This window comes from Vagococcus fluvialis, from assembly GCF_003337315.1.
Classification (GTDB): domain Bacteria; phylum Bacillota; class Bacilli; order Lactobacillales; family Vagococcaceae; genus Vagococcus; species Vagococcus fluvialis.
Genome location: NZ_QPJV01000007.1, coordinates 1 through 14,645, shown reverse-complemented (window position 1 = coordinate 14,645; position 14,645 = coordinate 1). Strand labels below are relative to the sequence as shown.

General features: G+C 32.3%; 10 protein-coding genes. 1 reads left to right on the top strand and 9 read right to left on the bottom strand.

What is annotated here, in order from left to right; translation table 11 throughout:
• Positions 1-82 precede the first annotated feature (82 nt).
• From DFR54_RS08015 to DFR54_RS07980, 8 genes are all read right to left on the bottom strand, one after another.
• A complete protein-coding gene (locus DFR54_RS08015; RefSeq protein WP_114289777.1) occupies positions 83-1,843 on the bottom strand; it encodes a glycoside hydrolase family 13 protein in 1,761 nt (586 codons plus the stop codon).
• A 3-nt stretch (positions 1,844-1,846) separates the two neighbouring features.
• The gene (locus DFR54_RS08010) at positions 1,847-3,514 is read right to left on the bottom strand and encodes a glycoside hydrolase family 13 protein (RefSeq protein WP_114289776.1); all 1,668 of its coding nucleotides are present in this window, start codon (positions 3,512-3,514) and stop codon (positions 1,847-1,849) included.
• Positions 3,515-3,649: 135 nt separating this feature from the next.
• Positions 3,650-4,609 carry a LacI family DNA-binding transcriptional regulator gene (locus DFR54_RS08005; RefSeq protein WP_114289775.1) on the bottom strand — a complete coding sequence of 320 codons (960 nt, stop codon included), beginning with the start codon at positions 4,607-4,609 and terminating at the stop codon, positions 3,650-3,652.
• A gap of 59 nt (positions 4,610-4,668) precedes the next feature.
• On the bottom strand, positions 4,669-5,766 hold the full coding sequence (locus DFR54_RS08000; protein WP_114289774.1) for a zinc metalloprotease: 1,098 nt from the start codon (positions 5,764-5,766) through the stop codon (positions 4,669-4,671).
• A gap of 105 nt (positions 5,767-5,871) precedes the next feature.
• Positions 5,872-7,653: an ABC transporter ATP-binding protein gene (locus tag DFR54_RS07995; RefSeq protein ID WP_114289773.1), complete on the bottom strand. Its 1,782-nt coding sequence runs from the start codon at positions 7,651-7,653 to the stop codon at positions 5,872-5,874.
• Positions 7,653-9,404, bottom strand: a complete 1,752-nt coding sequence (locus tag DFR54_RS07990) for an ABC transporter ATP-binding protein (protein WP_114289772.1) — start codon at positions 9,402-9,404, stop codon at positions 7,653-7,655. The genes DFR54_RS07995 and DFR54_RS07990 overlap by 1 nt, the downstream gene beginning before the upstream one ends.
• Positions 9,405-9,496: 92 nt before the next feature.
• Positions 9,497-9,730: a YneF family protein gene (locus DFR54_RS07985; RefSeq protein WP_206971836.1), complete on the bottom strand. Its 234-nt coding sequence runs from the start codon at positions 9,728-9,730 to the stop codon at positions 9,497-9,499.
• A 90-nt stretch (positions 9,731-9,820) separates the two neighbouring features.
• Positions 9,821-10,717 carry a deoxyribonuclease IV gene (locus tag DFR54_RS07980; protein WP_114289771.1) on the bottom strand — a complete coding sequence of 299 codons (897 nt, stop codon included), beginning with the start codon at positions 10,715-10,717 and terminating at the stop codon, positions 9,821-9,823.
• Positions 10,718-10,920: 203 nt separating this feature from the next.
• Here DFR54_RS07980 and DFR54_RS07975 point away from each other — a divergent pair, with 203 nt between their 5' ends.
• On the top strand, positions 10,921-13,356 hold the full coding sequence (locus tag DFR54_RS07975; RefSeq protein WP_211315048.1) for a transglycosylase domain-containing protein: 2,436 nt from the start codon (positions 10,921-10,923) through the stop codon (positions 13,354-13,356).
• A 40-nt stretch (positions 13,357-13,396) separates the two neighbouring features.
• Here DFR54_RS07975 and ccpA read toward each other — a convergent pair whose 3' ends face one another.
• Complete coding sequence (gene ccpA, locus DFR54_RS07970; RefSeq protein WP_086342629.1) at positions 13,397-14,398, bottom strand: catabolite control protein A; 1,002 nt, start codon at positions 14,396-14,398, stop codon at positions 13,397-13,399.
• Positions 14,399-14,645 lie beyond the last annotated feature (247 nt).

Sequence of the window (14,645 nt, the reverse complement as noted above, 5' to 3'; positions counted from 1 at the left end):
GTATTTTCTTTACTCTCTTAGATTAATATGTTAATGCTTTCATTGCAACCGTTTTTATGATGTTACCGATAACACCTTTTATCTATTTAGTAATAATGAAACCATTTTCTTTTACAATATAACCTTTATCCGTCATTTCAACATTTTGACTTAACAAAATAGTTCTATCACCTGATATGATTTGGTTTTCTTTACCTTTATTAAAGAATCCATCAACTTTACCAGTTTCTGTTTGACGACTAAATACAACAAATTTTTCTTCATTATTTAATTCTTGGAAAACTAAATCTCCATATGACAAAATAGGTTGATATTCTTTTCTTAGTGCAACCAGTTGTTTTACAAATGAATAAAATTCTCTGTCTTGCTCTTTTTCATCCCAAACCATACAACGACGGCAATCTGGATCACCTGCACCAGTCATCCCTACTTCTGTACCGTAATAAATACAAGGAGAACCATGTTGCATAAACGTAAAGGCTAAAGCCATCTTCGCAACATCTTTGTTTTCATCTGCTTGATGAAGTAATCTTGGTGTATCATGAGAATCTAAACAGTTAAACATCACTTGATTTGTTTGATCACGGTAAAGCATTAATTGCTCATATAAGCCACTTGCCATTTTAGTTGATGAAATAGCATCTTTAACAAAAAAGTTAGTAACTGTTTCTGTAAAGGCGTAGTTCATTACAGCGTGGAACTCGTCCCCATTTAACCAACTTTGAGAAGAATGCCAAATTTCACCTAAGATATAGAAGTCTTTATCAATTGCTGTTGTTGCTTCATAGAATTTTTTCCAGAAATGATGATCTACTTCATTGGCTACATCTAGCCTCCAAGCATCAATATTAAATTCTCTTACCCAGTAAGTCGCAATTTCTAATAAATAATCTTGTACTTCTTTATTAGCCGTATTTAATTTTGGCATCATTGGTGTGAAGGCAAACGTATCAAATGACAGTGTTTTGGCTCCTTCTACATTTCCGTTTTTACCAATTTCAACTGGGAAGCTATGAATATGGAACCAGTCTTTGTATGCTGATTTTTCTCCATTTTTAACAACATCTTGGAATTGTGGTGAGTAGTAACCCATGTGATTAAAGACCGCATCAAGCATAATCTTAATACCACGTTTATGAGCTTCATCAACTAACTGCTTAAATAATTTTTTATCGCCAAAGTCTGGATCAATATCAAAGTAATCAATTGTGTCATATTTATGATTTGATGAGGCTTTAAAAATTGGACAGAAGTATAAACCATTAATCCCTAAATCAACTAAATAATCTAAGTTATCAATCACACCTTGTAAGTCTCCACCAAAGAAATCTTCTCTTCCTGGTAACTGACTTCCCCAAGGCAGAGTTCCCTCAGGATCATTGGTTTTATCTCCATTAGCAAAACGTTCAGGGAAAATTTGATACCAAACTGTTTCTTTTACCCATTCTGGTGCTTTAAAACGGTCGATTTCTTGAAAAAACGGCATTCTAAAATAATTTTCTGCTTTTTCAGCAACTGCTTCACTCATCTCAAAAATCCCACGGTCTCCGTAAAAGACTTCTTCTCCATCATTTCCAATTACATGAAAGGCATATTGGATGCGTTTAAATTCTGCTCCAAATGCTATTTGCCAATAATCATAGTCTTCTGTTGAAGCTATTTTTTTCATTGGCTCAGAAAATTTATACCACTCATCTTCATGAATTAAATAAGGATCTCCTTTAATGACACTCACTTCTTTAATATCATCTTTTTTAGTTCTTAATCTGACGTGCATAACATCTTTTTCAAAAAGATAAGCGTATTCGCTGTCTGGTCTATGTAATAATGCTGCTCTTTCCATTAATTAATCATCCTTTTTCATTATTTTATAAGTATAAGGTGCTAATGTTTCAGTTGTTTCATCTTCTGAATCAATTAGAACATTCCACTTTTTATAATCTGCTAAAAATTGAGGGCTTTTAACTGCTTTATCGGTTAAATTGACCAAAACTAAAGCTTCTTCATTCTTATGTCTTCGTTTATAAGCAATTACAGCATCCTCTGTGTTAAGAAACGTAACTGAGCCATAAGAGAATAAATCTGTTTTTTTCAAGGCTAATAATTCGCGGTAAAAATTCAAGATACTATCTGGTTCAACGGATTCTTCTTCTACATTGTAAATAGCTTCTTTATTTTCTCCTATCCAACTTGGAACAGCTGAAAATCCTGCATACTCTGAATTATTCCACTGCATAACTCCTCTGCTTGCTTCTTTATTTGCTGCAGCAATAATACTTAGAGACTCTTGTTTGTTAAAACCGTTTTCAAGAAGCTGAATGTGTTGGTCTTTAGCTTTAGGACTTTGAAACTTATTGATATTATCTACTTCTAAGTTTTTCATTCCAATTTCTTCTCCGTAAAGAATCACTGGAATTCCTCTTAATAAATACATAGCTGTCGCTAAAGCTTTGGCACTTTTTTCTCGGTAACTATCTACATTTCCAAATCTAGATACCATACGTGGCATATCATGGTTATTCCAATATAAACTTGGGTATTTACCTTGTGTTAAATTCTCTTGCCAACTTTGTAATTTTAGTTTCATTTCTTTAGCGTCAATTGTTTTTTTCTCTAAACCTTTAGGAATTCTTTCATCCTGCTCAATCACTTTTTCTTTAAAATGATCAAATGAGATAACTGTTTCACATAAATCTTCTCTAATATAACCATCTGCAAGTTCAGGCGTCGCTGAAGCCGCTTCTCCGAGGATAAAACAATCTGGTTTAATCGCTTTTATTTCAGAAATGAATTCTGATAAGTATAGTTTTACTTCAGGTAAATTAGCATAATACTCTTCGGCAATAGCTATCTCACCTGTTGGAATATTAGGAACATTTTTAGAAAAATCATCTTTAACCATATGAATAAAGGCATCTAATCTAAATCCGTCTACTCCTTTATCTAACCAAAACTTAGCAATATCTACCATTGCTCGCATGACTTCTTTATTTTTCCAGTTTAAATCAGGCATTTCTTTATCGAATAAATGAAAATAATATTGACTACCTCTTGGATCTTTTTCCCAAACAGAACCACCAAAAAAGGATTCCCAATTATTTGGTAAACTTCCATCAGCTTGAGGGTCCTCCCATAAGTAGTAATCACGGTACAGATTATTTGGCCCCTTAAGCGCTTCTTGAAACCAAGGATGTCTACTTGATGTGTGGTTTAAAACCAAGTCCAACATAATTTTTAATTCTCTTTTGTGTGCTTCTTCAATTAATTCTTCTAAATCTGATAAGTCTCCAAAGATATCATCTATTGCATAATAGTTTGAAATATCGTAACCGTTATCAATTTGTGGAGAAATAAAAATAGGATTTAACCAAATTGTTTCTGCGCCTAAATCTTTAATATAATCTAAGGAACTAATCAGGCCTTGTAAATCACCAATGCCATCATTGTTAGAGTCCTTAAAGCTTTTAGGATAGACTTGGTAAACAATTGTTTTTTCCCACCACGCTTGTGTCATATGTTTTTCCTCCTTTTTAAGTTTGTTCACTCATAGTCTATGAAAAGTTAATTAATAACTCAACTAAAAAAACGATGTTAGCGATAACAAAAAAATTATCACATCAAAAAAAGAAGGAAGTGTGACAAAAGTAAGTCACTCTTCCTTAAGTTTTGTACTGCCTCTAACAATTAATTTAGGTTCGAATAATTGATTTCCTTGAGGGGCACCTTTTTGATTAATTTTATTTAATAACATAGTCGCACAAGAAGCTCCCATTTCCACAACAGATTGTTTAATAGTTGTTAATCGTGGATAAGCAATTTGATCCAAAAAGACACCATCAAAACCAATGACTCCGTAATCTTTTGGAATATTAGCTTCATGTTTTTGAAGTCCGCGCTCCACACCTATCGCTAAGCGGTCACTACTACAGACAAAAGCTGTATTTTTAGGGTATCGTGCAAATTGTTCGTCAATAAATTGATTAGAGTACCTTGAACGATTCTCAAAGCGAACAATTTCAGGAACTTTTTTATAGCGCTGCATTGTATTAATATATCCAGCTTCTCTTGAAAATTCAAAAGGTTCTTTTACATCAATTCCCACATAAACAATTTTTTCATAACCTTGCTTAATGGCGTGTTCTGTCGCCATCTCTGTGCCTAATGTGTTGTCAGTATCAACAAAATCATAGCCATATCGATTTTCACCAAATAAAACAAACGGTTTTTCTAAACGCTCCACCCAGTCATTATGCTCTTCACGCATACCAGTAATGATATATCCATCACTCTGACCTAAGTCAAAACTATTTTCTGTAACTAACTGTAGAGAATATTGATGTTTATCTAATTCTTTCGAAATTCCCATTAGTAAATTCATATAATAAGGTTCAGTTGTATCAATTTCTTCTAAAATAAAAAATTTTACAACTTGTGTGCGATTATTGGCTAATGCTTTTGCAGCCACATTAGGTTTATAGTCTAAATCTTTCATTGCTTTAAACACAAGTTCTTTTAACTCATCTGTTACTTTTTCAGGGTGATTAATAACTCTTGAAACTGTCATTTTAGAGACATTGGCTTTTTTAGCAACATCAGATAAAGTTGTCATTGATTTTCCCTCCAAACTCAAACTAACTATTGTCATTATATATTATCTAAAATAATTAGCTAGTTAATCTTTTCTAGTTTGTTAGCTTCCATATCTGCTATTTGTTCTTTTAGCCACACTAGATTATCCGATTCCACTAAAAATTCTCCTAGATTTGAAGTCTTTTCTTTAAGTAATAAACCTTCATTAATTAATTCAAATGATTTTTCTAAGTCTTGATCATAAAAATAGGCTTTTGTAGCTAATACTCGTTTATTACTAATAGTTTTCATGTTTAAATACTTATGTAAATGCTTGTCTTTTAGTAATTCAGTTAATTTTTCATCTTCTTGTTTTCTAATTAATAAGTAGTAAAACATCTCTTTTTTTAATTCTAATTGATAAGGTAAAATTAAGCTGTCTAAGTTTTCCCATAATTTTTCTAAACTTGTAGCAACCTCAACCCAATTTCTTTTTTCTATGCATTTTCCAAGTATCAAGAATTCCTGAAAATCATTGAAATAACTATGCTTAGGATTTTCTGCAATTAAACTAAAATAATCATTAGGTAACTCTGTAAATTTTTTACCTACCATCATTTGAGCATTCACATCTAGTTGTAAAAAGAGTAATTCTTGATTTTCGATAGAAGAATTAGCTAATTTTAATGTATTTCCATCATTAAATCCTGTGGGAATTAAGTTCATTAATCCAAGAACACAACCTATTCCTGAAAAAACAATTGTAAAGACAGGAAAAACAGATATTAAACTAATCATCAAAAGGCTAGCTAAAAAGTTAAACAACACACCACCTAAGAGGTACAACTTATAAATAAACTCTTCTCTTTCTGGTGGTATCAGTAAACACTGGCCTAATGTTCCTGGAACTTTTTGTTTGGTTAATTTAATCTTATTATGTTGTTTCACTAATACCCACGAAAAAATTCTAAAACTTAAAAATGTATAACCTGTTAAAAGGCCCATAACCAGATGACCTGCTTCGTGAATAATAATATGGAGAACAATGCTTAATATAAAATATGGAGCTACTAGTAATAAATCAATCGGCGTTATATTTCCACCATCAGTCATCATTCCAATAAAAATCCCTAAAAAGCCTCCAACTATCATAAAGAAGAGAATAAAAAGAACTGATTTAATATTTATTTTTTTCATACAATCTCCTCCTATATTTATTTTAACATAACCTAAACTCCAGTTTTTCGAAACGTAAAAAAAGATTGTAAAACAAGTTTCTGACTTATCTTACAATCTTTTGTTTTATATTTGACTATTTTGTAATCGATACATATCGTAATATAATCCCTCATGCTCAATTAACTGGTCATGGTTACCACGTTCAACAATATTTCCTTTTTCAAGAACTAAAATTAAATTAGCATCTTTAATCGTTGAGAGCCTGTGAGCTATGGCAATTGTTGTTCGACCACTTCTCATTTTCTCTAAACCTTCTTGAATCAGATTTTCAGTTTCTGTATCAATGTTTGCTGTTGCCTCATCTAAAACTAAAATCTTAGGATCCGTTACAATTGTTCTGGCAAAAGAAATTAACTGACGTTGTCCACTTGAGAAACTTGTACCACCTTCAATTACTTTTGCATGATATTTATTCGGTAATGTATTAATATACTTATCTGCTTGCACAAATTTAGCTGCTTCAATAATTTGTTCGTCTGTAATATCTTTATTAAGTAAGCGAATATTACTAGCAATGTCTCCATAAAACATAAAAGCATCTTGAAGAACTAAGCCCATTTTTTCTCTTAATTCTTTCATTGGATAATCTTTAATGTCAACATCATCAATTAATATTTGACCATCATAAAATTCATAGAAACGCATTAACACGTTAATAATAGAACTTTTTCCACTTCCTGTGTGACCAACTAAAGCTACTGTTTCACCAGGATTTGCTACAAAACTGATATTATTTAACACATTATGTTTCCCATCATATGAGAAACTAACATTTCTAAATTCAATTTTAGCTTCTTTAATTTCTGCATTAGCTCCTGGATTTTGTTGCGGTGTTAATTCTTCATGGTCTAAAATATGAATGATTCGACTTCCAGCAACTACTCCGTCTTGGAAAATACTTAAGAAATCCATCATATTGGTCATTGGGTTAAAAAATTGTTGCACATATGAAATAAAGGCATAAATCAAACCAACGTCCACTGGTGAACTTAGCGCATCATAACCAAAGAAACCAATGACTAAGGCTGTTGCTAAAGCAAATAGCAAGTTAATAATCGGAGCTAGTAGTAATGAGTTTGTTTTAATCATGGCATATTTTGATTGCAAGTAATCATCATTACTTGCTTCAAATTCTTCTTCTAGACGTTCTTCCTGTCTAAAATATTGAATAATTGACATACCTGAGATTGATTCATTTAGTTTAGTGTTTAAGTTACTTAACTTCTCTCGCATACCACGATAAATTTTAGAACTGAATTTTTGATAATACCAAATAATAATCCCTAAAATCGGAAAGAAAATTAAGCAGATTAAGGTTAGTTGTAAGTTAATTAATGACATCGCCACAAATGAGGCAATGACACCAAAAAGAGCTGATAAAACCATAATAAAAACTAACCAAAATTCAAATAAGGTTTCTGTATCGTTTGTTACTCTTGATACTATAGAACCTGCTGGTGTCTGGTCAAAATATCTCATACCTAGAGTTTGTAATTTTTTAAATAACTCTAAACGAATACTTTGATAGGTTTTTAGTGAGCCTTTAAAATAGAGAACCCACTGACCAAACCAAACAATAGCTTTAAATAAAATCCCAATGGCATAAAGGCCAGCAAAATAGAGAATAATATTCATAGTTGTATTTTCAGCTGTTAAATGATCATCCATAAAAATTTGTAAAATCTTAGGTAGGATGATGTTGATAACAGCAAGAGAAACAGCAAATATTAGAGAGATGGCAAATTCCTTTTTAAAAGGTTTAGCAAAAGTCAGTAATCGTTTGATAATTGTCTTTTGCTCTTTCATGGTAAATGATTTTGACCACGCTGATTTTGATTCTTCCATTATCTAACACCTCCTTCAATTTTGTTTTCTAATTGCTGATAATCAAACATACGCTTATACCAACCATTTAATTCAATTAGCTCATCATGAGTCCCACGCTCAATAATACGTCCTTCATCAACGACAATGATTTCATTGGCGTGCTTAACACTACTTAAACGATGGGTACTGATAATAGTTGTTTTATTATTTCGAGACTCTTTTAAATTAGATAAAATTCTTCCTTCTGTCTTGGCATCAACTGCTGACAAAGCATCATCTAAAATTAGTAACTCTGGTTGAACTAATAAAGCTCTTGCTATAGAAATACGTTGTTTCTGACCACCAGATAAAGATACCCCGCGCTCTCCAACCATTGTGTCGTACCCTTCGGAAAAGCCTAAAATATCTTCATGCACAGAAGCTTCATGAGCAATTTTTTCTACTTCTTTTTGGCTTGCTTTAGGTGCACCGAAGCGAATATTATCTCGTACCGTCATAGAGAATAAAAAATGATCTTGTGGGACGTAACCAATCGAATGTAGTAAGGCATCCAATGTGTAAGCTTGAAGCTGATTATTATTAATAGCGATTGACCCTTGATAATTATCATATTCTCTCATTAAAAGTTTTAATATCGTTGTCTTACCGGCTCCTGTTTTACCAACAATTCCTAAAGTTTGACCTTCTTTTAAATTAAAATGAATATCTTTTAAAGTTGCTTCTTTATCTCCATGATAAGTAAACTCATCAATTTCAAAAGAAATATCTCCTTTTGCAGGTGTTTTGATACCAGTTGTCATTTCAACGATACTTGATTTCTCATTCATTAATTCAGAAACACGGTCGTAACTTGCATTTCCTCTTTGAATAACATTAAAAAATCTACCAATCGCAAACATTGGCCAAACAAGCATCCCAATATAGTTAAAGAATGATATTAGCTGTCCAATAGAAATCTCACCATTACTAACTAAATAGCCACCTAAAATAATCGAAATAATATATGACAAGCCAATGATTAATGTAATAAGTGGATCAAACAAGGCATCTAGGTTATTAACTTTATTATTCATTTTTATAGAATAATTTATCTTTTCTTGAAAATCTTCAATATCTTCTTCTTCTTGACCAAAAGTTTTAATCACTTTAATTCCTGTAATACTCTCTTGCGTTTTATCATTTAACTTAGAAAAAGCACCTTGAGAATCTTTAAAAGCCTCATGCATTTTATTTCCTAATTTACTAGATAATAGTGCTAGTAAAGGGAAAGGAATTAAAGCAATTAAAGTTAGACGATAATCAACAAACATCATCATTGCAACGACTGTTAAGACTCCTGTAATAAAGGCATCAGCAAAAGTTAAAATACCGGCACCAGCAACGTTTTGAATAGCATTTAAGTCATTTGTTGCATGAGCCATTAAATCTCCTGTTCGATACTTCTGATAAAAAACTTGATCCATTTTTGTAAAATGATGAAACAACCTTTTTCGCATTAATTTCTCTAACCGAGCTGCCCCGCCCCAAATGTGTTTACGCCATAAATATCGTAAACCATAAACAGAAATAGCTGAGGCTACTAAAATAACTAACCAAATAGTTAATTTTTCTGCTGTTAGCGTTTTATTCGTGATATTATCCACTACGATCCCGATAATACGTGGTGGAATTAACTGAATCACTGCAACTAACACTAAAGTTGTTACCCCGATAAAATAATTTTTCTTCTCTTCTTTAAAGAACCAAGAGAGTTTCTTAAAAATATCCAAATCCTTCACTCCTTTTTTAAAACAAAAAAACAGGTGCAAAAATGCACCCGCTTTATTACAGTATTTTAGTAAAACATATAGGCATCAAAAAACTATTTTTTCTTGTTAGTGTTTTGAGCTTTCATATTTTGCATCATTTGACGAATTTTCTTCTCTGATGGTTTTTGACCCATTTGAGACATCATCATACGTAACATATCCTCATTAACGGGAGGATTTTTTTCTAGTTGGTTTTCAAATGTTTTTTTAGCTAAAAAGAATCCACCTACTGCTCCTACTACTAATGCAATCGCAATAAATAAAATAACTAATCCTGTATTCATAATCTTGACACTCCTTACTCCAGTTAATTAATCTCACATTAAGACATTTTACTAGATTATTCCCTAAAAAGAAAGGTCTTTTACTACCTTTTTTTAATTATTCATGATTAATTCTAACAAGTCTGGATTAAATTTTTTCTCTTTTAACATAGCAATTTCATATAAATAAGGTGCTTTTTGATTTTTCTTATCTTCTCCAACAAATGGCGTCTCTAAAATTTTTGGTAAAGCTTCTAATTGTGGATGATGAGCCACATAACTTAAAGCATCAAAACCGATAGTTCCAAAGCCAATATTAGCATGACGGTCTTTATGAGAACCTTGCGGGTTTTTGGAATCATTAACATGAATTACTTTCAGACGATCTAAACCAATAATTTTATCAAATTCTTCTAGAACTCCATCAAAGTCTTCACGAACATTGTATCCAGCATCATTAATATGACAAGTATCTAGAGTAACTGATAGTTTCTCGTTATGTGTCACGCCATCAATAATACGCGCAATCTCCTCAAAAGTACGACCAATTTCAGTTCCTTTTCCTGCCATTGTTTCTAAAGCAATTTGAGGAGTTTGATCCGCTCTTAAAACTTCATTTAGACCTTTAATGATTTGATTGATACCTTTATCTACACCCTCACCTACGTGAGCTCCAGGGTGCATCGTAATTTGAGTGGCTCCAATTGCTTCAACACGTTCAATCTCTTCTCTTAAAAAATCAATTGCAAATCCAAAATTTTGAGGCTTAATTGTGTTACCTAAGTTAATAATATAAGGTGCGTGGACAACAATATCTTTAATATCCATATCGTTTGCAGCCATGAATTTTAACCCTTCTTCAATATTTAATTCTTCAATGGGTTTTCTTCTTGTATTTTGTGGTGCACCTGTATAAATCATAAATGTATTTGCTTTGTATTCTTTTGCTAACTCAGCTGAACCAAGTAACATTTTTTTTCCGTTCATACTTACGTGAGAACCTAATAACATAAAAAATCTCTCCTTCTAACTTTATCTATTTCATTGTACTGTTTATAATTTTGACAAACAAGTTTAGTGCCTAACTATTTTTTTGAAATTTAATAACAAAAAAGCTTAAAAAATACTAACAATTTGCTCCTTTTTTCAAGTTTGCTAGGAATAATTTTCTTTAAATGATATAATTTTATCATTATAAGTTTTGAGGTGATACATTGACACAACCTAATGATTTTAACAAGGAGCCTTTACCAGAAGAAACACTTCCTGATAAAGTACCTCCCACTAATGTTGATAGTAACAATCAAGAATCTTTGGATTCTAAAGACACAATCAAAAAGAAAGCTTTCTTTACTTTTCATGTAACTTATAAAGTGCTTAGAACCTTCTTCTTAATTAGTGTCCTAGTTATTTCAGCCTTAGGTTTTCTTGGCTTAGGTGTTGGGGTTGGCTACTTTGCTTCACTGGTATCTGACGTTAAAGTTCTAAGCAAAGAAGAATTGACACAAAAAATCAATGATGTGGAGCAACAATCCAAAATCGTCTATTCTAATGGAGAGCTAGTTTCTGTTATTAAATCCGATTTAATTCGTACATCAGTTGATGCTGATAATATTTCACCACTCATCAAACAAGCTTTAGTATCAACTGAAGATGAGTATTTTTATGATCATCCAGGTATTGTACCAAAAGCTTTAATTAGAGCAACCATTTCAGATTTAACTGGATTTGGTGGTAGCTCAGGTGGTTCAACCATTACTCAGCAAATTATTAAACAACAAGTTTTAACAAGTGAAACTTCTTATAAAAGAAAGTCAGCTGAGATTTTACTCGCAATGAGAGCTGAAAAATTCTTTTCAAAAGAAGAGTTACTAAATGCCTATTTAAATGTTTCTCCTTTTGGTAGAAATAACCGCGGAGAAAATATTGCTGGTATCGAAGAAGCTGCAATGGGCGTTTTTAACGTTCATGCTAAAGATGTTACTCTTCCACAAGCTGCCTTTTTAGCCGGCTTACCTCAAAGTCCAATTGAATACACTCCTTATACTAATACAGGAGAATTCAAAGAAAACTTTGATTTAGGGTTAAAGAGAAAAGATGATGTTCTTTTCAATATGTACCGCGAAAAGAAAATTAATCAGAAAGAATATGAAGAAGCAAAAGCTTATGATTTGGCAAAGGACTTTAGACAACCTGAAGCCCCTGTTAACAATCAAAGTGGATTCTTGTATAACTATTTATATGAAGAAGCTGTTCGTATTTTAATACCAATTTATTATGAAAAAGATGGTGTTACTAAGGAAGAATATGAGGCATCAGAAGACCTTCAGAAAAAATATGATGAAATCACCACACGTGAATTACGTCAAAATGGATACACAGTTGAAACAAGTATTGATAAAAATATTCATAACTCCATGCAAGAAGCGGTTGCTAACTATGGATATGTATTAGATGATGGTAGTAATAACCTCTTGCAAACTGGTAGTGTCCTTATGGATAATCAAACAGGTAGAATTTATGGTTTTATTGGGGGCCGTGATTACAACCAATCTCAGTTCAATCATGCATTTACATCTAAACGTTCACCTGGATCTACTATCAAGCCGATTTTAGCTTATGCCCCAGCTATTGATGTGGGATTAATTGGGTCAGAATCTCGTCTTTCTGATTATCCCAAAAAATTTCATGACGGAACTGAAATTAATAACTATTCTGATAAAGGAAGCAATACTTTCAAAACTGTTCGTGAAGCTTTAACTTGGTCACTTAATATTCCTGTAGTTAATATGTATGATGAATTGATTGCCTCAACTGATACAAAAAATTATTTCGACAAAATGAATATTACTAGTATGGAAGCCGATGAATATCACTTTGAATCCATTCCTTTAGGTGGCACACGTCATGGGATTACAGTTTTTGAAGAAACCGGGGCATTCGCAACTCTTGCTAATAAAGGTATCTACAATGAAGGTTACTCAATCGAAAAAATTACTGATAACAGTGGAAATGTTGTATATGAACATAAGCCAGCTCCAGTACAAGTTTTCAAACCCTCTACAGCCTCTATTATGAATGATATGATGCGAGATGTTTTAACAAAAGGTACTGGTAAATTGGCAAAAGATACTTTATACAGTCAAAGTGCTACTTTAGGAAATGCTGACTGGGTAGGAAAAACTGGGACAACTAATGACTTTAAAGATTTCTGGTTCACCGCTTCAACGCCATCTATTACAATGAGTAGTTGGATTGGTTACGATGATCAAACCCAGATGGCTACAAGTTGGAATGAGCAAAATATGATTTACTGGGCTTACATAACTAACTATGTTTATCAACAAAATCCAGATATTTTTGGTGTGAATGAGAAATTCACTCTTGATCCGACTGTTCAAAGACAAGAAGTTGTCGATTTCACTGGAGAAAAACCAGCTAGTTTTAAAACAAATGGATACGATATGAACTTAACTCATGAGAAAACTAAAACAAGTCTTTACTCTGAAGGAAGTGCTGCTCCAGATTCTAAATTCAAATTCGGGATTGGTGGTACTGAAGAAAATTATCGTAGTGAGTGGAATTCTTACATTAAACCTAAGACTGACACATCTAAAAATACGAAAAAAGAAACAAAAAAACGAAGATAAAAAAATAGGCTAGCCACTTGATTGTGGACTAGCTTATTTTTTATTTTGTCGAGCCTTTTTCAATTAGTCCGTAAGGTAAGATAACTGATTTTTCTTCAATATCTTCTTTATTCATTAATTTAGTTAATAATCTCATCGCTACTGCTCCGATATCATATAATGGTTGAGAGATACTAGTCACGCTTGGTCTAGCCATGTCTGTAAATAATGAGTTATTACTTGTAATAATCTCAAAATCAGACGGCACACTTACACCATTATCAGTTAAGCTATTTAATAAACCAACAGCTAACTCATCATCAGCTACAACAGCAGCAGTTGCACCACTGTGAGTCATACGTTCATAAAGACCTAAACCAGCTTTGTAGCTATATTCTGATTCAAAAACAAGTCCTTCATTAAATGAAATTCCGTTTTCTTTTAATGCCTCTTTGTAACCGGATAAACGAAGCACTCCATTGATTGGATCTAATAAAGACCCTGAAATAAAGGCAACTTTTTCATTTCCTGATTTAATTAATTTATTAGTAGCGTCTTTCATTGCTTCTTTGTAATCAATGTTAACAGAACCTACTTGTTGGTCTGGATCAATTGAACCAGCTAAAACAACAGGTGTTTTTGAGCGAGAAAACTCTCCACGAATCTCTTCAGTTAAATGATGTCCCATGAAAATCACACCATCTACTTGTTTAGCTAAAAGTGTATTTAACACGCTAATTTCTTTTTTATCATCGCCATCTGAGTTAGCAAGAATAATATTGTATTTGTACATTGTTGCTACATCATCAATTCCACGAGCTAAAGAAGCAAAGTAAGAATTACTTACATCAGGGATAATAACACCAACAGTTGTTGTTTTTTTACTTGCAAGACCACGTGCCACAGCATTTGGACGGTAATCTAAGCGATCAATTACCTCTAATACTTTTTTTCTAGTTGCTGGTTTTACATTTGGATTACCATTTACTACACGAGAAACTGTAGCCATTGATACAGCAGCTTCACGCGCAACATCGTAAATCGTGATTGTTTGTTTTTCCATGATTCTATCTCCTTTAATTTCTTTTAGAATTGTCTTCTGTTATTAATAAATTCAGATTATCAGATAACAAGCTTTATTGCAAGCGTTTTATTATCATTTTCATGAAAATTAGTGAAAAATTACAAAAAAAGGGTTAAACCTTTAGATTTAACGGCTCTATAATTTAAAGGACTGATGAATCAAATTTTGATTCATCAGTCCTTTTTTAGTTTATTTAAATATAAAACATGTCGTCTATCTAGTAAAA